Source organism: Streptomyces sp. enrichment culture (genome assembly GCF_964273145.1).
In the GTDB taxonomy this organism is placed as follows: domain Bacteria; phylum Actinomycetota; class Actinomycetes; order Streptomycetales; family Streptomycetaceae; genus Streptomyces.
Genome location: NZ_OZ186873.1, coordinates 4,573,043 through 4,590,320 on the forward strand (window position 1 = coordinate 4,573,043; position 17,278 = coordinate 4,590,320).

Here is a 17,278-nt window from a genome sequence, read left to right on the forward strand (position 1 = left end):
ACTTGCTCGTCCGGGCCTACTTGTTCAGGCCGGAGTACAGCGGGTGCTTGTCGGCCAGGGCCTTCACCCGGGCCTTGAGGGGCTCCACGTCGCAGGACGGCTTGAGCGCCTCGGCGATCACGTCCGCGACCTCGGCGAAGTCCTCGGCCGTGAAGCCGCGGGTGGCCAGCGCCGGGGTGCCGATCCGCAGACCCGAGGTCACCATCGGCGGGCGCGGGTCTGCGGGGACGGCGTTGCGGTTGACCGTGATGCCGATCCCGTGGAGGCGGTCCTCGGCCTGCCGGCCGTCCAGCTCGGAGTCGCGCAGGTCGACCAGGACCAGGTGGACGTCCGTGCCGCCGGTCAGCACCGACACGCCCGCCGCCCTCACGTCGTCCCTCACCAGGCGCTCGGCCAGGATGCGGGCGCCCTCCAGCGTACGGCGCTGGCGCTCCTTGAACTCCTCGCTCGCCGCGACCTTGAAGGCGACCGCCTTGGCGGCGATCACGTGCTCCAGCGGGCCGCCCTGCTGACCGGGGAAGACAGCAGAGTTGATCTTCTTGGCCAGCTCGGCCGTGGAGAGGATCACACCGCCGCGCGGGCCGCCCAGCGTCTTGTGGGTGGTGGTGGTGACCACGTGGGCGTGCGGCACCGGGTTGGGGTGCAGCCCGGCCGCCACCAGCCCGGCGAAGTGCGCCATGTCGACCATCAGGTACGCGCCGACCTCGTCGGCGATCTTGCGGAACGCGGCGAAGTCGAGCTGACGGGGGTAGGCCGACCAGCCCGCCACCATCAGCTTCGGCCGGTGCTCCCGGGCCAGCCGCTCGACCTCGGCCATGTCGACCAGGCCGTCGTCACCGACGTGGTAGGCGACGACGTCGTAGAGCTTGCCGGAGAAGTTGATCTTCATGCCGTGGGTCAGGTGTCCGCCGTGGGCGAGGTCCAGACCCATGATCGTGTCGCCCGGCTCGAGCAGCGCGAACATGGCCGCCGCGTTGGCCTGGGCGCCCGAGTGCGGCTGCACGTTGGCGTGCTCGGCGCCGAACAGCGCCTTGACGCGGTCGATCGCGATCCGCTCGACCACGTCGACGTGCTCGCAGCCGCCGTAGTAGCGGCGGCCCGGGTAGCCCTCGGCGTACTTGTTGGTCAGGACCGAGCCCTGCGCCTCCATGACCGCGACCGGGGCGAAGTTCTCCGAGGCGATCATCTCGAGGGTGGACTGCTGGCGGTGCAGCTCGGCGTCGACCGCGGCGGCGACGTCGGGGTCGAGCTCGTGCAGGGGCGTGTTCAGAAGCGACATGCGGTCCACGACTCCTCAGCCGGCGGTGAAGGCGGTGTACTCGTCGGCGGAGAGCAGGTCGGACGGCTCCTCCGAGACGCGCACCTTGAACAGCCAGCCGCCCTCGAAGGGCTCGGAGTTCACCAGGGACGGGTTCTCGACGACGTCCTCGTTGATCTCGGTGACCTCACCGGAGACCGGGGAGTACAGGTCGGAGACGGACTTGGTCGACTCCAGCTCGCCGCAGGTCTCGCCCGCGGACACGGTGCGGCCGACCTCGGGGAGGTCGACGAAGACGACGTCACCGAGCGCGTTCGCCGCGTGCTCCGTGACGCCGACCGTCGACACGCCGTCCTCGGCGGCCGACAGCCACTCGTGCTCCTTGCTGTAGCGCAGCTGCTGGGGGTTGCTCATGGCCTGAATTCTCCTGTACGCGGGGGAGTGGTGCTGACGGGGGGACTGCTGGGACCGCTGGTGAGCAGCGGAAACGTGCGCGGGGTCACACGCGGGACGCGGCCGCGCCCGGTGGCTGTTCCGGGACGGTTCCCGGGGGCTACTTCCGGCGCTTGTAGAACGGCAGCGCCACGACCTCGTACGGCTCGTGGGTGCCCCGGATGTCCACGCCGACGCCGGGCGTGCCCGGTGCCGCGTGCGCCGCGTCGACGTACGCCATCGCGATCGGCCTGCCCAGCGTGGGCGAGGGGGCGCCGGAGGTGACCTCGCCGATCACCTCGCCGCCGGCGACGACCGCGTACCCCGCGCGCGGCACCCGGCGGCCCCGGGCGACCAGGCCGACCAGGACGCGCGGCGGGTTCTGCTCGGCGCGCGCGGCGGCCCGGAGCAGGGCCTCGCGCCCGACGAAGTCGCTCTCCTTGCCGAACTTCACCACGCGGCCGAGCCCGGCGTCGAACGGCGTCAGGGAGGTCGTCAGCTCGTGCCCGTACAGCGGCATGCCCGCCTCCAGGCGCAGCGTGTCCCGGCAGGACAGGCCGCACGGGACCAGGCCCGCGCCCTCGCCCGCCCCGGTCAGCGCCTGCCACAGCTCCACGGCGTGCTCCGGCTTCACGAACAGCTCGAAGCCGTCCTCGCCGGTGTAACCGGTGCGCGCGATCAGCGCCGGGACCCCCGCGACCGTGCCGGGCAGGCCGGCGTAGTACTTCAGCCCGTCCAGGTCGGCGTCGGTGAGGTTCTCGAGGATGCCCGGGGACTCGGGGCCCTGCACGGCGATCAGCGCGTAGGCGTCGCGGTCGTCGCGCACCTCGGCGTCGAAGCCGACGGCGCGCTCGGTGAGGGCGTCCAGCACCACCTGGGCGTTGGAGGCGTTGGCGACCACCATGTACTCGGTCTCGGCCAGCCGGTACACGATCAGATCGTCGAGGATGCCGCCGTCCTCGCGGCAGATCATGGTGTAGCGGGCGCGGCCCGGCTTGACGGCCCCGATGTCGCCGACCAGGGCGTGGTCCAGCAGCGCGGCGGCCTGCCGGCCGGTCACCGTGATCTCGCCCATGTGCGACAGGTCGAAGAGGCCGGCCCGGGTGCGCACGGCGGTGTGCTCGTCGCGCTCGGAGCCGTAGCGCAGGGGCATGTCCCAGCCGGCGAAGTCGGTCATGGTCGCGCCCAGCGCGCGGTGGACGGCATCGAGCGCGGTGCGGCGCGGCGGGGACGCGGAGGACGCGGGGGACACAGGGGATTCGGTACTGCTCATCGGACGGTCGTCTCCCAGGGCGATGGGGCCCCCTCGCGCGAGCGCTGCCGAGCGTGGGGGAGGGCGAGGAAGGTCCTCCCCATCTGTCATCGGAACCTGAGAGGTTCGCCATGACACCCGCGCGAGGCGGCGGCCACGGCTTGCACCTTGGGTGGGGCCGCTGGGACAGCGGCCCGCTTTTCAGATGTGCCTCGCCCGCGCGGTAACGGGGCCTGAGAGATTCAAGGGAGGGACTTGCTCCTTCGGCGCCCCAGCCGGTGGCTGGGGACTCTCCCGCGCGGATTCAAACGGCCGGTATGCAGTTGGCGCGCTCATCATTGCACGCCTCGCCCGATCACGGCAGGCCGCGATCTGTGACCGGCCTGTAGCGCGATGCGCACGGAAAAGAAAGACAGCCGGGATTACCTTCTCTTTACACTCGACGGGGATGGGAACTCGTGAACCGCCCCAGGGGAGGACGATCACGGTGAACAGGACCACGGCGTTGGCCACGACCTCGGGCCTCGCGCTGCCCGAGCAGCCCTCCACCTCGGCCCGGGAGGCATGCGGGCCGCTGCCCGCGCCCATGGTCCGCGATCTGCGCGACCGGGCCGGCCGCAGCCCGCACGCCCTGCTCTTCGGGCCCCGCGACCTCGTCGTGGTCACCGGCCTGCCCGGCAGCGGCAAGTCCACGCTGATGCGTCGCACCGTGCGCGGCCGGCGCGTGGACTCGCAGGACACCCGCGACCGCTGGGACCGCAGAATGCCGCGCTTCCTGCCGTACGCGGTCTACCGCCCCCTGGTCCGCCTCTCCCACTACGCCGGGCTGCGCCGCGCGCTGCGCTCCGGCGAGGGGGTGGTCGTGCACGACTGCGGCACCCAGGCGTGGGTGCGCGCCTGGCTGGCCCGCGAGGCGCGGCGCCGGGGCGGCACGCTGCACCTGCTGCTGCTCGACGTCAGCCCCGAGGAGGCGCTGGCCGGGCAGCGCGACCGGGGCCGCGGGGTCTCCCGCTACGCCTTCCGCCGCCACCGCGCGGCCAACGCCCGCCTGCTGCGCGACGCACAGCGGGGCGACCTGCCCCGCGGCTGCGTCTCGGCGGTCCTGCTGGACCGTGCGGCGGCCGACGCGCTCCACCGGATCGGCTTCGCGGGCTGACCGGGACCGGCCGGGCCGGACCGACCGGATCAGCCCGACCGGGCACGGTCCGCCGTCCGCCGGCGCGTACGGCCGTACGGGTTAGCCTTTTCAGCCACAGCAGTGGCTTCGGAGCAGGCGGTAGGCAGATGGACTTCCCGGCGGGTTTCTCCGCGGACTTCCCGGCGCAGGCGCAACCCCGTTCGCACGGCGGGTGGCCCGGCAACGAGCTGGAGGAGGTGCTGTCGGCCGCGCTCGGTGCCGGGCCGTCGGCCAACGGACGGATCGTCGAGGTGCTCGGCCGCAGCTTCCTGTGGGTGCCGCTGCCCAACGGCGGCGGTCCGCACAGCGGCCCCCTCGACCTGCCCGCGCTGGAGATCGAGGGCCAGGCGTACGTCCCGGTCTTCAGCTCCGAGGAACAGCTGCGCCAGGTCGCCGGCGCGCAGATGCCGTACACCATCGCCCCCGCGGTGGAGTTCGCCCGCGGGCTGCCGCCGCAGGTCGGCATCGCCGTCAACCCGGACGGCGTGGTCGGCATCCCGCTGCCGCCGCCCGCCGTGGCCGAACTGTGCCGGGCCGGGCGGACCCCCCTGGAGGGGGAGGCGGGCGGCGGCCGGGTCCGCCTCTTCGAGCCCGACTGGCAGGACGACCCGGTCGACTTCCTCGCCGCGGCCCGCGCCGAGTTCGACGCCGTCGGCGTCGTCCGCACCGCCCGCCGTTGCCTGGCCGCCATCGAGACCGACGATCCGGTGATGTTCGTCGGCGTCGAGCTGTCCCACTGGGAGGGCGACGCGCGCGCGATCCCGCTGGAGGCCCTCGGGCGGGCCCTGGGCAAGGCGCCGGTGACCTGGCCGGTCAACCTGGTGCTGCTGGAGGCGGCCCAGGATCCCGTGTGCGACTGGATGCGGGAGAAGGTCCAGCCGTTCTACCGCAAGGACCCGTGACCGGCCGGTCCGGCGGCGTCGCGCGCGCGACGCTCCTCCCTCCCGACCGCATAACCTGGTTTCATAGCGCGGTCGGGTGTTGCACGAAGGGGCGGTAGAAGAGTGAGCGCGAGCGGCACGGCCGCGGCCGGGCAGGTCGAGCACATGCTGCGCCAGGTGACGCCCGGGCGCTACGACGCCTACGAGGCGCTGCTGCGCGCGCTCGCGACCCCCGGCTCCGGCCAGGTCTGGATGCTGCTCTGGCACGGCCAGGCCGGTTCCCCGGACGCCCAGTACGGGAGCATGCAGGTCGACGGCCACGGCTACGCGCCCTGCGTCACCTCCGCCCAGGAACTGTCGGCCAGCGGCTGGAACCGTTCGTACGAGGTGGCCGACGGACTGGAGGTGGCCCGCGCCCTCTACCCGGACCACTACGGCCTCTGGCTCAACCCGCACGCCCCCGGCGGCGGGGTCGGCATCCCCTGGCTGGACCTGCGCCGGATCGCCACCGGTCTGGACCGGCAGCCCGCCGGGCCGCTGCGGCTGTCCGAACCGGCCATCGAGATCCCGCAGTTCTACGCCCTGCTCACGCAGAACGCCCACCGCACCCCGGCCATCCGCTCGCTGCGCCGCGCCTGGGTGCAGCCGGCGCTCGGGGCGCCGTACCTCGCCATCGGCCTCGACGTGTACGACACCTCCCCGGCCGCCGTGAACTCGGTGCGGACGATGATGCAGCAGTCGATCGGCGCGGTCCCGGACGGGCTGCCGGTGTCGACCGTGGCGATGTCCGACGCGTACGACCCGGTGGCCCTGTGGCTGCGCGCCAACGCCCGCCCCTTCTACGACCGCGAGGCCCACGCGGCCGCGCCGTCCCAGGCCCCGGCGGCCGGATACGGCTACCCACCGGCCCCCGGCGGATACCCGTCCGCACCGTGACCCGTACCGGTCGGCAAACGGCCCGGGCCACGCCCGGGGCGGCGCGTCTTCGCGCGTAGAGGACGGCGGAAGGCCCCGCTCTGCCCTTCATGCCCAACTCGCGTGCGTCCGAAGCCTGTTACCGGCCGTCCGGATAACGAAAACCGGCAGACAGCATCACGGTTGCGCATCCTTTCCCCGTCAAGTCTGGCAACAGATCACCGGCGCGTTGAAGACTCCCGGGAAAGCACGGGCCGGTCGGACCTGTGTACGAGTCGGAACAACCGCTACAGCGGCAGCCAGGGGGGGTCGGCGATCGTCGGCCCGAGAGGGGTCGATCGCACCGTGACCGCACCGATCGAAACTACCGGGGCGGAAGCCGGAGTACAGCCCGAGGCCGTGCTCTCCGGGGTCAGGAAGAGCCAGATCGAGGGGCGTTCGCTCACCCAGATCGCCTGGACGCGCTTCAAGCGGGACAAGGTGGCGGTGGCGGGAGGCGTCGTCGTCGTCCTGCTCGTCCTGATGGCCGTGCTCTCCAAGCCGATCCAGTGGGTGTTCGGCATGGATCCCAACAAGTTCAACCAGGACCTGATCGATCCCGCGCTGCTCGCGCCCAAGGGCGGCTGGGGCGGCATGAGCTGGGACCATCCGCTCGGGGTCGACCCCCAGTACGGCCGTGACATGCTCGCCCGCATCATCGACGGCTCCTGGGTCTCCCTCCTGGTCGCGGGCGGCGCCACGGTCCTGTCCGTGGTGATCGGCACCGTGCTCGGCGTCGTCGCCGGTTACTACGGCGGATGGATCGACAGCGTCATCAGCAGGATGATGGACACCTTCCTGGCCTTCCCGCTGCTGCTGTTCGCCATCTCCATCTCCGCCTCGGTCCAGGACGGTTTCTTCGGACTCGACGGGCTCCCGCTGCGCATCTGCGTGCTGATCTTCGTGATCGGCTTCTTCAGCTGGCCCTACATCGGCCGCATCGTGCGCGCGCAGACGATGAGCCTGCGGGAGCGCGAGTTCATCGAGGCCGCCCGGAGCATGGGCGCCCGCGGCCCGTACGTCCTGTTCCGGGAGCTGCTGCCCAACCTCGTCGCACCGATCCTCGTCTACTCGACGCTGATCATCCCGACGAACATCCTCTTCGAGGCCGCGCTGAGCTTCCTCGGAGTGGGCATCGCCCCACCGCAGGCCTCCTGGGGCGGAATGCTCAGCAACGCTGTGGATCTCTACACCGCGGATCCCCAGTACATGTTCGTGCCCGGACTGGCGATCTTCATCACCGTCCTGGCCTTCAACCTGCTGGGTGACGGGCTGCGTGACGCGCTCGACCCTCGCAGCAAGTGATCTATCGATTGAGGGGGCTTTTTCAGGTGAAGACGAGAAGGGTGACCGCCGCGGTGGCGTCGGTCCTGGCGCTCTCGCTGGGCGCTGCCGCGTGCAGCGGCGGGGGCGACGACAACGACGGCAAGGGGGGCAGCGCCAAGAAGGACGCGGCGCTCACCGGCATCGTCAACGCGTCGGACAAGAAGGGGGGAACGGTCGCGTACGAGCACTCGGACGTGCCGGACTCCCTCGACCCGGGCAACACCTACTACGGCTGGGTGCAGAACTTCTCCCGGCTCTACGGCCGGACGCTCACCACCTTCAAGCCCGCGGCGGGCAAGGAGGGCCTCACGGTCGTCCCGGACCTGGCCGAGTCCCTCGGCACGCCCAGCGCCGACGCCAAGACCTGGACGTACAAGCTGCGCAAGGGCGTGAAGTTCCAGGACGGCACGCCGGTGACCTCGAAGGACGTGAAGTACGCCATCGAGCGGTCCAACTTCGCGCCCGAGGCGCTGTCCAACGGCCCCACCTACTTCAAGGCGTACCTGGTGGGCGGCGACGAGTACAAGGGCCCGTACAAGGACAAATCGCCCGATGGCCTGAAGTCCATCGAGACGCCGGACGACCACACGATCGTCTTCAAGCTGAAGCAGCCCTTCGCCGACTTCGACTACCTGGCGACGTTCTCGCAGACGGCGCCGGTGCCGCGGGCCAAGGACGACGGCGCGAAGTACGTGCAGCACATCGTGTCCTCCGGTCCCTACCAGTTCCAGTCGTACGAGGAGGGCCGCGGCGCCACCCTCGTGCGCAACCCGCAGTGGGACCCGAAGACGGACCCGATTCGCAAGGCCCTGCCGGACAAGATCACGATCAAGTTCAAGGTCAACCCGGTCACGGTCGACAACAACCTGCTCGCCGACAAGATCACGGCCGACGCCGCCGGCACGGGTGTGCAGCCGCAGACCCAGCCGAAGGTGCTGCGCGGCAAGTACGCGGACCAGACCGACAGCTCCTACGCCGGCGCCACGCAGTACATCGCCCTGAACCTGCACGTGAAGCCGTTCGACAACATCCACTGCCGCAAGGCCGTGCAGTGGGCCCTGGACAAGCAGTCCGTGCTCGACGCCATGGGCGGCCTGCCCAAGGGCGACGTGGCCACCACGCTGCTGCCCCCGTCGGTCAACGGCTACACGAAGTTCGACACCTACGCGACCGAGGGCCACAAGGGTGACCAGGCCAAGGCCAAGGAGGAGCTGAAGGCGTGCGGCAAGCCGAACGGCTTCTCCACGATCCTGACGGCCCGCTCCGACCGTCCCTCCGAGATCGCGGCCGCCACGGCCGTCCAGAACTCGCTGAAGGGCGTGGGCATCAACGTCGAGATCAAGCAGTTCCCCTCCGGCAAGTACTTCTCCAACTTCGCCGGTGTCCCCAGCTACGTCCACGAGCACAAGCTCGGCATGCTGTCGATGGCCTGGGGCGCCGACTGGCCGACCGGCTACGGCTTCCTCGACCAGGTCGTCAACGGCGCCGCCATCAAGCCCTCCGGCGGCAACAACCTGATGGAACTGGACGACCCGAAGATCAACAAGGCCCTGAAGGACGCCATCGCCAACACCGACGACGCCGCCCGCACCAAGGCCTGGGGCGACATCGACAAGATGGTGCTCGACAACGCCTCGGTCGTTCCGCTGGTCTACCGCAAGAACCTGCTGCTGCGGCCAGCCTCCGCGTCCAACGTCACCGTCACGCAGGCCTACCTCGGCATGTACGACTACCTGCTGATGAGCGCTTCCAAGTAACAGCAGGCCAGGATTTCCCGAAAGGCAGGTGAAGGCACCGGGCGGCCGGAGCGGGCACCACCCGCTCCGGCCACCCGGAGCCGTACAGCTGTGGCTGCGTACATCCTCCGACGCGTCATGGGCGCGGTGCTGTTGCTGCTGGTGGTCAGCGCAGTCACCTTCGCGATCTTCTTCCTGGTCCCCCGCCTGGGCGGCCAGACAGCCACCCAGCTGGCCACCCAGTACGTCGGCAAGGACGCCAACCCGGAGTCCGTCGCCGCGATCAAGCAGAACCTGGGACTCGACCAGCCCCTCTACGTCCAGTACTGGGATTACCTCAAGGGCCTCGTGGTGGGCGCCGACTACAAGTTCGGCCCCGACGCGACGCACTGCGACGCACCGTGTTTCGGGTACTCCTTCAAGAGCCACGTCGAGGTGTGGCCCCAGCTCCTGGAGCGAATACCGGTCTCCTTCTCCCTGGCGATCGGCGCCGCGGCGGTCTGGCTGCTCTTCGGCGTGACGACCGGCGTGATCTCGGCGCTGCGCAAGGGCAAGCCCGTCGACCGCGTCTCGATGTTCATCGCGCTCGCCGGCGTCTCGCTCCCGATCTTCTTCACCGGCCAGGTGCTGAACGCGCTCTTCGTCTACGAGATCCCCATCTGGGACGGCATCGACTACGTACCGTTCACCGAGAACCCCGTGGACTGGGCCTGGCACCTGCTGCTGCCCTGGATCAGCCTGGCGTTCCTCTTCTCCGCGCTCTACGCCCGGCTCACCCGTGCGGGCATGTTGGAGACCATGGGCGAGGACTACATCCGGACGGCCAGGGCCAAGGGCCTCAGGGAGACCACGGTGGTGGCCAAGCACGGCCTGCGCGCCGCGCTGACCCCGATCGTCACCATCTTCGGCATGGACTTCGGCACCCTCATCGGCTCCGCGGTGCTCACCGAGACCGTCTTCTCCCTGCAGGGCATCGGCGCCTACGCCGTCCAGTCCATCAAGGACAACGACCTGCCCATCGTCATGGGCGTGACCCTGGTCGCCGCGTTCTTCATCGTCTTCTGCAATCTCGTCGTCGACTTGGTGTACGCCGCCATCGACCCCCGGGTGAGGTACTCGTGAGCAAGCTCGACAAGGCCGCGCTCGGCGAACCGGCCGCCGCCGCCCCGCCCGGCGCGGACGCCGGGTTCCTGTCCGTACGCGATCTGCGCATCCACTTCGACACGGACGACGGCTTGGTCAAGTCCGTGGACGGAGTCAGCTTCGACGTGCGGCGGGGCCAGACCCTGGGCATCGTCGGCGAATCCGGCTCCGGCAAGTCCGTCACCTCGCTCGGCGTGATGGGCCTGCACCGCTCGGCGCGCGCCAAGGTCTCCGGCGAGGTGTGGCTCGACGGCCGGGAACTGATCGGCGCCGACCCCGACGAGGTGCGGCGGCTGCGGGGCCGGAAGATGGCGATGATCTTCCAGGACCCGCTGTCGGCGATGCACCCCTACTACACGGTGGGGCAGCAGATCGTCGAGGCGTACCGCGTCCACCACGACGTCAGCAAGAAGGCCGCGCGTCAGCGCGCCGTCGAGATGCTGGACCGCGTGGGCATCCCGGAGCCCGCCAAGCGGGTGGGCAGCTATCCGCACGAGTTCTCCGGCGGCATGCGCCAGCGCGCGATGATCGCCATGGCGCTGGTGAACAACCCGGAGCTGCTCATCGCCGACGAGCCGACCACCGCCCTGGACGTCACCGTGCAGGCGCAGATCCTCGACCTGATCCGGGACCTGCAGAAGGAGTTCGGCTCCGCGGTCATCATGATCACGCACGACCTGGGCGTCGTGGCCGAGATGGCCGACGACCTGCTGGTCATGTACGGCGGCCGATGCGTGGAACGCGGACCGGCCGAGGCGGTCTTCTCCAGCCCCCGCCACCCCTACACCTGGGGCCTGCTCGGTTCGATGCCCCGCCTCGACCGTGACCAGACCGACCGCCTCATCCCGGTCAAGGGCTCCCCGCCCTCCCTCATCGACGTCCCGTCCGGCTGCGCCTTCAACCCGCGCTGCCCGTACGCCGACGTGCCCAAGGACGACGTCACCCGCACGGTCCGCCCCGAGCTGACCGAGGTCGGCAGCAGGCACTGGGCCGCCTGCCACCTGTCGCAGGAGCAGCGGGAGCGTATCTGGACCGAAGAGATTGCGCCGAAGCTGTGAGCGAGAACGCCAAGGACGAAGCAGTGGCCCTTCCTGCACAGAGCAAGGGCGCCGGGTCCGCCGCCCCCGCCGAGGACGCCGCCCCCGGCGAGGTCCTGCTGAGGGTGACCGGCCTGCAGAAGCACTTCCCCATCAAGAAGGGGCTGTTCCAGCGGCAGACCGGCGCGGTGCACGCGGTCGACGGCATCGACTTCGAGGTCCGCTCCGGTGAGACCCTGGGCGTCGTGGGCGAGTCCGGCTGCGGCAAGTCGACCATGGGCCGGCTGATCACCCGGCTGCTGGAGCCGACCGCCGGCAAGGTCGAGTTCGAGGGCAGGGACATCACGCACCTCGGGGTGAGCGGCATGCGTCCGCTGCGCCGCGACGTGCAGATGATCTTCCAGGACCCGTACTCGTCGCTGAACCCGCGCCACACCATCGGCACCATCGTCGGCGCCCCCTTCAAGCTCCAGGGCGTCGAGCCCGAGGGCGGCGTCAAGAAGGAGGTGCAGCGGCTGCTGTCGGTGGTCGGACTCAACCCCGAGCACTACAACCGCTATCCGCACGAGTTCTCCGGCGGCCAGCGCCAGCGCATCGGCATCGCCCGCGCCCTCGCGCTCAACCCGAAGCTGGTCGTGGCCGACGAGCCGGTCTCCGCGCTGGACGTGTCGATCCAGGCGCAGGTGGTGAACCTGCTGGACGACCTCCAGGAGGAGCTCGGCCTGACGTACGTGATCATCGCGCACGACCTGTCGGTCGTCCGGCACGTCTCGGACCGGATCGCGGTGATGTACCTCGGCAAGATCGTGGAGCTGGCCGACCGCGACCTGCTCTACAAGTCGCCGATGCACCCGTACACCAAGGCCCTGCTGTCGGCGGTGCCGATCCCGGACCCGGCGCGCAAGTCGGCCAGGAGCGAGCGGATCCTGCTCAAGGGCGACGTGCCGTCGCCGATCTCCCCGCCCAGCGGCTGCCGCTTCCACACTCGGTGCTGGAAGGCGACGGAGATCTGCAGGACCACCGAGCCGCCGCTGAAGGAGCTGCGGCCCGGCCAGCGGGTGGCCTGCCACCACCCGGAGGACTTCGAGGACCAGGCCCCGCAGGACACGGTCCTGCTGTCCGCGGCCGGGAAGGCGGCGGAGCCGGTACCGGAGAAGGAGCCGGCCGGGGCGGCGAAGGCGGTGGCCGCGGAGGCGGGGACCGGCGCGGACGCCGAGGAGACGCCCGCCGGGGAGACGCCCGCCGAGGGGGCCGGCGGGAAGACCACGGACAAGTAGCACGCCCTGCTGTCCAGCGAGCCCCCGCCTTCGTTTGCAAGGCGGGGGCTCGCCGACGGGTGAGAATGACAGGGTGCTCCAGCAACTGTTCAGCCCGTCCGTCCAGCACACGCTCGACCTGATCGGCATCTTCGTCTTCGCGATCTCCGGCGCGCTGCTGGCCGTCCGCAAGAACTTCGACGTGTTCGGCATCGCCGTCCTCGCCGAGGTCACCGCACTCGGCGGCGGGCTGTTCCGGGACCTGGTCATCGGGGCCGTACCGCCCGCGGCCTTCACGGACCTGGGGTACTTCGTCACCCCGCTGCTCGCCGCCGCCCTGGTCTTCTTCCTCCACCCGCACGTGGAGCGCATCCAGACCGGCGTGAACGTCTTCGACGCGGCGGGCCTGGGCCTGTTCTGCGTGGCCGGGACGACCAAGGCGTACGAGTACGGACTCGGGCTGACCGCCTCCGCCTGCCTGGGCCTGGCGACCGCGGTGGGCGGCGGCGTGCTGCGGGACGTGCTCGCCAACGAGGTGCCGTCGCTGCTGCGCTGGGACCGCGACCTGTACGCCGTGCCGGCGACGGTCGGCGCCGCCCTGGTCGCGCTGTGCATCCGCTACGACGCGCTCACCCCGGTCACCAGCGGCCTCGCGGCGGTCACCGCCTTCGTACTGCGCCTGCTCGCCATGCGGTTCCACTGGCGGGCCCCGCGGGCGTGGAACCGCCGCTCGGAGGCGCGGGAGGAGTAGGGTCCACCGGCGCATCACCGAAAGCTACCGCTTAGTATTTTGTTGTTGTAGCGTTCGGCCATGCCAGAAGCAGCCTCCGCGCCGGCCGCGCGGGCCACCATCGGCGACAGCGAGTTCGACCGCGACACCGCCGTCACCCGGCGCGAGCCCGGCGTCCCCGGCCTCTACGACATCGACCTCTCCGCCGGCTGGACGATCGTCAACGCCGTCAACGGCGGTTATCTGCTGGCCGTCCTGGGCCGCGCGCTCGCGGACGCCCTGCCGCACCCGGACCCCTTCACCGTCTCGGCGCACTACCTGACCGCCTCCCGGCCGGGCCCGGCCGTGGTCCGCACCGAGGTCGTGCGCACCGGCCGGACGCTGTCGACCGGACAGGCCTCGCTCCTCCAGTACGACGAGGAGGGCCGCGAGGTCGAGCGCGTCCGCGTCCTGGCCTCCTACGGCGACCTGGACGCGCTGCCCGACGACGTCCGCACGACGGCCGAGCCGCCCGCCATCCCGCCCATCGAGCAGTGCCTCGGCCCCGAGGACGGCCCCGCCCCCGTTCCCGGCAGCTCCGCCATCACCGACCGGCTGATGCTCAAGCTGGACCCGGCCACGCTCGGCTGGGCGCTCGGGCGGCCGTCGGGCAGGGGTGAGATGCGGGGCTGGTTCGGCCTCGCCGACGGCCGGGACGCCGACCCCTTCTCGCTGCTGCTGGCGGTGGACGCGCTGCCCCCGACCGCGTTCGAGCTGGGACTGTCCGGCTGGGTGCCCACGGTCGAGCTGACCGTGCATGTGCGCCGCCGCCCGGCGCCGGGTCCGCTGCGGGTGTCGATCACCACCCGCAACCTCGCCGGCGGCTTCCTGGAGGAGGACGCCGAGGTGTGGGACGACGCCGGCCGGCTGGTGGCGCAGTCCCGGCAGCTGGCCCGGGCCAGGCTCGGCTGACCGTCCCGGCCGTCCCGGGCCCGGGACGGCCGCCGCCCGCGGGAAGGCGCGCCGCGCCCGTCCCCGCCCGCGACGCGGGCGGGGTGCCGGCACCGGTCCCGGGGTGGGCGATCGGTCCCGGGGTGGGCGATCGGTCCAGCCAGTGGTGACGGCCGGTGCCGACGAGCCGCAGCCGGCGGGCCGCGACCCGGGCGACGCGCGCCCACTCCTCCCCGGGGGCGTTCAGCGCCTCCCGACCAGGGCCACCCCGAGGTCCGCCGTGGAGCGGAAGTGGCGGTGGAAGGCGGTCGGCGAGACACCGGCGGCGCGCGTGACCTCGCGCAGGCCCGGACCGCTCAGGCTCTGCTCCTCCAGCAGCACCGGTGCCGCGTCCAGGGAGGCCCGCCGGGTCCTCCGCTTCTGGGCCCGCCGGACGCCGAGGGTGTGACTCATGCCATGCAGCCGACGACCGTTCCCCGGGATGGAGAAGTCGTCACGGGCATTGGTCCGGGTACTCGGTGAGCAAATGTGACTACAGTCGTTCACCGAACTGGGGGTTCCCGGCCGTGCTCTTCCTCGTCGCAGCGTTCCTGCTCCTCGGCGTGGTACTGGGCACCGTGGCCCACGCGCCGCTCCCCTTCTCCGTCGCCGCCGGCGTCGTCATCGCCCTCTGGCTCGGCGTCTTCGCACTGCGCGAGCGGCACGGCCGCCGCCGGGGCACGTCCGCCCGCTGACCGCCCCCGCGCACGAGGCCCCCTCCGACCGTCAGGAGCCGAGCACCGTGAACCCCACCGCACCGGCCCGCCGCCCGACCGGCCTGCGCGACGCCGACGGCATGGCCGTGGCCTCCTTCGTCCTGGGCCTGCTCGGCCTGCTCGTCTTCAACGTCGTCCTCGGGCCCCTCGCCCTCGCCCTGGCCTGCGCGGCCCTGCGGCGCGGCACCGCCCGCCGCGGCCGTGCGCGCCTCGGGCTCGCCCTGGGCGCCGCGGACCTGCTGGTCCTGGCCGTGTTCATGCGAGCGGACCACACGCTGTCGTGGGGCTTCTGAGGCCGCCCCGGGCCCGCGGGCCGCGCCCGCCCCGGCCGGAACGCGTCCCGGCCGCCGCCCCGGCCAACCGCGGCCTGAGCCCCGCCGGGGGCGCCCCGTAGAATCGGCGTCACCATGGCTTACCTCGACCACGCCGCGACCACCCCGATGCTTCCCGAGGCAGTCGAGGCACTCACCGCGCACCTGGGCGTCACCGGCAACGCCTCCTCCCTCCACGCATCCGGCCGCCGCGCCCGCCGTACGGTCGAGGAGGCCCGCGAGACCCTCGCCGAAGCCCTCGGCGCCCGCCCCAGCGAGGTCGTCTTCACCTCCGGCGGCACCGAGGCCGACAACCTCGCCGTCAAGGGCCTGTACTGGGCCCGCCGCGACGCCGACCCGGCCCGCACCCGCGTCCTGGCCGGCCCCGTCGAGCACCACGCCGTCCTGGACGCCGTCCACTGGCTCGGCGAGCACGAGGGCGCCACCGTCGAGTACCTCCCGGTGGACCGCTACGGCCGCGTCCACCCCGAGGCACTGCGCGAGGCCATCGCCCGCAACCCCGACGACGTCGCCCTGGCCACCGTCATGTGGGCGAACAACGAGATCGGCACGGTCATGCCGGTCCGTGAACTGGCCGACGTGGCAGCCGAGTTCGGCGTCCCGCTGCACGCCGACGCCGTCCAGGCCGTCGGTCAGCTCCCGGTCGGCTTCGCCGCCTCCGGGCTCGCCGCGATGACGGTGTCCGGCCACAAGATCGGCGGTCCGTACGGGATCGGCGCGCTGGTCCTGGGCCGCGAGTACAGCCCCGTCCCCGTCCTGCACGGCGGCGGCCAGGAACGCCACGTCCGCTCCGGCACCCTCGACGTACCGGCCATCGCCTCCTTCGCGGTCGCCGGCCGGCTCGCCGTCGAGCAGCGCGAGTGGTTCGCCCGCGAGATCGGCGCCCTGCGCGACGACCTGATCACCGCGGTCCGCACCGCCGTCCCCGACGCGATCCTCGGCGGCGACCCGTCCCCCGAGGGCCGCCTCCCGGCCAACGCCCACTTCACCTTCCCCGGCTGCGAGGGCGACTCGCTGCTCCTCCTCCTCGACGCCCAGGGCATCGAGTGCTCCACCGGCTCCGCCTGCACCGCGGGCGTCGCCCAGCCCAGCCACGTCCTGCTGGCCACCGGCACCGACCCCGACCTGGCCCGCGGCACCCTCCGCTTCTCCCTGGGCCACACCTCCACCGAGGCCGACGTCGAGGCGGTCGCCAAGGCCATCGGACCGGCGGTGGAACGGGCCCGGGCCGCGGGCCTGACGTAAGGGCACCCACCGCGTCCCCACCGCGTCCACGGCCGACGCCCCCGAGGCCCCCGTACCGCTTCGGCGCCGCCGCCTGCGACGCCCTCCCCGGTCCGCGCCCCGCCCCGGCGGGCCCGCCTCACGCGGGCGCCGTACGCGCCCGCCGCACCAGCCGCAGATACCGGTCCCAGTCCCAGTGCGGGCCCGGATCGGTGTGGTCCGTGCCCGGCACCTCCACGTGGCCGATGATGTGCTCGCGGTCCACCGGGATGCCGTACCGCGCGCAGATCCCGGCCGTCAGCCGCGCCGACGCCTCGTACATCGCGGCGGTGAAGTCCTGCGGCCGGTCGACGAACCCCTCGTGCTCGATGCCGATGCTGCGCTCGTTGTAGGCGCGGTTGCCCGCGTGGTAGGCCACGTCCAGCTCGCGGATCATCTGCGTGACGCGGCCGTCCTGACCGACGATGTAGTGCGTGGCCGCCTGGTGCGCCGGGTCCTGGAACGCCCTCACCGCGCTCGCGAAGCTGCCCTGGGTGACATGGACGACCACCATGTCTATGCCGAAGTCCGCGGGCCGGTCCGCGCGCCGCCAGTTCGCCTCCGACGCCGCCACCCAGCGGGCACCGCCGTAGTCGACCTCGCCCTCCGTGCGCGGCTTGTCGACGCCGGGCGCCCGCCACCACAGGCGGCCCAGCTCGTCCCGCGCCAGCACCGCCGCCCCCACGGCCGCCGCCGCCCCGCCGACGATCAGGGCCCGCCGGCCCATGCGCCGGTCCCCGTCCTTCGCTGCCTGTCTCGCGCCCATGTAGCCGTGAACGCCTACCCGGCGGCCCCGGTTCCCGCGCCCCCGTACCC

The 17,278-nt window shown here is 72.0% G+C and carries 17 protein-coding genes, 1 pseudogene and 2 riboswitches; of the genes and pseudogenes, 13 read left to right on the forward strand and 5 right to left on the reverse strand.

All coding sequences use genetic code 11. The annotated features are described in order from the left end of the window. Nucleotides 1–16 precede the first annotated feature (16 nt). The 3 genes from glyA to gcvT form a co-directional block, all read right to left on the reverse strand. Entirely contained in the window at nt 17–1,279 is a 1,263-nt protein-coding gene (glyA, locus tag ACSU6Z_RS20745) for a serine hydroxymethyltransferase (protein WP_437047690.1), read from the reverse strand. A 15-nt stretch (nt 1,280–1,294) separates the two neighbouring features. Further along, nucleotides 1,295–1,672: a glycine cleavage system protein GcvH gene (gcvH, locus tag ACSU6Z_RS20750; RefSeq protein ID WP_437047692.1), complete on the reverse strand. Its 378-nt coding sequence runs from the start codon at nt 1,670–1,672 to the stop codon at nt 1,295–1,297. Nucleotides 1,673–1,811: 139 nt separating this feature from the next. Then, on the reverse strand, nt 1,812–2,963 hold the full coding sequence (gene gcvT / locus ACSU6Z_RS20755) for a glycine cleavage system aminomethyltransferase GcvT (RefSeq protein WP_437047694.1): 1,152 nt from the start codon (nt 2,961–2,963) through the stop codon (nt 1,812–1,814). 73 nt (nt 2,964–3,036) lie between these two features. Further along, a riboswitch (glycine riboswitch) is annotated at nt 3,037–3,153 on the reverse strand. Next, a riboswitch (glycine riboswitch) is annotated at nt 3,154–3,249 on the reverse strand. A 180-nt stretch (nt 3,250–3,429) separates the two neighbouring features. On the opposite strand from gcvT, the gene ACSU6Z_RS20760 reads away from it, so the two are divergent. The 10 genes from ACSU6Z_RS20760 (at nt 3,430) to ACSU6Z_RS20805 (ending at nt 14,133) form a co-directional block, all read left to right on the forward strand. Continuing rightward, a complete protein-coding gene (locus tag ACSU6Z_RS20760) occupies nt 3,430–4,098 on the forward strand; it encodes an AAA family ATPase (RefSeq protein ID WP_437047695.1) in 669 nt (222 codons plus the stop codon). Nucleotides 4,099–4,226: 128 nt separating this feature from the next. Further along, nucleotides 4,227–5,021 carry an enhanced serine sensitivity protein SseB gene (locus ACSU6Z_RS20765; protein ID WP_437047697.1) on the forward strand — a complete coding sequence of 265 codons (795 nt, stop codon included), beginning with the start codon at nt 4,227–4,229 and terminating at the stop codon, nt 5,019–5,021. A gap of 102 nt (nt 5,022–5,123) precedes the next feature. Next, nucleotides 5,124–5,936 (forward strand): enhanced serine sensitivity protein SseB C-terminal domain-containing protein, encoded by an 813-nt coding sequence (locus ACSU6Z_RS20770; RefSeq protein WP_437047698.1) that lies wholly within the window; start codon nt 5,124–5,126, stop codon nt 5,934–5,936. Between the two features lie 324 nt (nt 5,937–6,260). Continuing rightward, nucleotides 6,261–7,259 carry an ABC transporter permease gene (locus ACSU6Z_RS20775; RefSeq protein WP_437047699.1) on the forward strand — a complete coding sequence of 333 codons (999 nt, stop codon included), beginning with the start codon at nt 6,261–6,263 and terminating at the stop codon, nt 7,257–7,259. Nucleotides 7,260–7,300: 41 nt separating this feature from the next. Next, on the forward strand, nt 7,301–9,037 hold the full coding sequence (locus ACSU6Z_RS20780; RefSeq protein ID WP_437050409.1) for an ABC transporter substrate-binding protein: 1,737 nt from the start codon (nt 7,301–7,303) through the stop codon (nt 9,035–9,037). A gap of 90 nt (nt 9,038–9,127) precedes the next feature. Next, complete coding sequence (locus ACSU6Z_RS20785) at nt 9,128–10,138, forward strand: ABC transporter permease (protein WP_437047701.1); 1,011 nt, start codon at nt 9,128–9,130, stop codon at nt 10,136–10,138. Beyond that, nucleotides 10,135–11,217: an ABC transporter ATP-binding protein gene (locus tag ACSU6Z_RS20790; protein WP_437047703.1), complete on the forward strand. Its 1,083-nt coding sequence runs from the start codon at nt 10,135–10,137 to the stop codon at nt 11,215–11,217. Before ACSU6Z_RS20785 ends, ACSU6Z_RS20790 begins: the two co-directional genes overlap by 4 nt. Nucleotides 11,218–11,240: 23 nt before the next feature. Next, complete coding sequence (locus ACSU6Z_RS20795; RefSeq protein ID WP_437047705.1) at nt 11,241–12,473, forward strand: ABC transporter ATP-binding protein; 1,233 nt, start codon at nt 11,241–11,243, stop codon at nt 12,471–12,473. Between the two features lie 73 nt (nt 12,474–12,546). Then, nucleotides 12,547–13,203, forward strand: coding sequence for a trimeric intracellular cation channel family protein (locus tag ACSU6Z_RS20800; RefSeq protein WP_437047707.1), 657 nt, complete (start codon nt 12,547–12,549; stop codon nt 13,201–13,203). A 60-nt stretch (nt 13,204–13,263) separates the two neighbouring features. Continuing rightward, a complete protein-coding gene (locus ACSU6Z_RS20805; RefSeq protein ID WP_437047708.1) occupies nt 13,264–14,133 on the forward strand; it encodes a thioesterase family protein in 870 nt (289 codons plus the stop codon). Between the two features lie 234 nt (nt 14,134–14,367). Here ACSU6Z_RS20805 and ACSU6Z_RS20810 read toward each other — a convergent pair. Beyond that, nucleotides 14,368–14,565, reverse strand: a pseudogene (locus ACSU6Z_RS20810) (TetR family transcriptional regulator); the annotation flags it as partial. Nucleotides 14,566–14,678: 113 nt separating this feature from the next. On the opposite strand from ACSU6Z_RS20810, the gene ACSU6Z_RS20815 reads away from it, so the two are divergent. The 3 genes from ACSU6Z_RS20815 (at nt 14,679) to ACSU6Z_RS20825 (ending at nt 16,444) form a co-directional block, all read left to right on the forward strand. Beyond that, complete coding sequence (locus ACSU6Z_RS20815; protein WP_437047710.1) at nt 14,679–14,846, forward strand: hypothetical protein; 168 nt, start codon at nt 14,679–14,681, stop codon at nt 14,844–14,846. Nucleotides 14,847–14,893: 47 nt separating this feature from the next. Beyond that, a complete protein-coding gene (locus ACSU6Z_RS20820; protein WP_437047712.1) occupies nt 14,894–15,160 on the forward strand; it encodes a DUF4190 domain-containing protein in 267 nt (88 codons plus the stop codon). A gap of 114 nt (nt 15,161–15,274) precedes the next feature. Further along, nucleotides 15,275–16,444: a cysteine desulfurase family protein gene (locus ACSU6Z_RS20825; protein WP_437047714.1), complete on the forward strand. Its 1,170-nt coding sequence runs from the start codon at nt 15,275–15,277 to the stop codon at nt 16,442–16,444. Nucleotides 16,445–16,562: 118 nt separating this feature from the next. On the opposite strand, the gene ACSU6Z_RS20830 is transcribed toward ACSU6Z_RS20825, so the two are convergent. Beyond that, a complete protein-coding gene (locus tag ACSU6Z_RS20830) occupies nt 16,563–17,228 on the reverse strand; it encodes an N-acetylmuramoyl-L-alanine amidase (RefSeq protein ID WP_437047715.1) in 666 nt (221 codons plus the stop codon). Nucleotides 17,229–17,278: the final 50 nt, after the last annotated feature.

Excerpts from the sequence above, each read along its gene's own strand:
- gcvH (WP_437047692.1), bottom strand. The coding sequence starts at position 1,672 with ATGAGCAACCCCCAGCAGCTGCGCTACAGCAAGGAGCACGAGTGGCTG.
- glyA (WP_437047690.1), bottom strand. The coding sequence starts at position 1,279 with ATGTCGCTTCTGAACACGCCCCTGCACGAGCTCGACCCCGACGTCGCC.
- ACSU6Z_RS20805 (WP_437047708.1), top strand. The coding sequence starts at position 13,264 with ATGCCAGAAGCAGCCTCCGCGCCGGCCGCGCGGGCCACCATCGGCGAC.
- ACSU6Z_RS20825 (WP_437047714.1), top strand. The coding sequence starts at position 15,275 with ATGGCTTACCTCGACCACGCCGCGACCACCCCGATGCTTCCCGAGGCA.
- ACSU6Z_RS20765 (WP_437047697.1), top strand. The coding sequence starts at position 4,227 with ATGGACTTCCCGGCGGGTTTCTCCGCGGACTTCCCGGCGCAGGCGCAA.
- gcvT (WP_437047694.1), bottom strand. The coding sequence starts at position 2,963 with ATGAGCAGTACCGAATCCCCTGTGTCCCCCGCGTCCTCCGCGTCCCCG.
- ACSU6Z_RS20830 (WP_437047715.1), bottom strand. The coding sequence starts at position 17,228 with ATGGGCGCGAGACAGGCAGCGAAGGACGGGGACCGGCGCATGGGCCGG.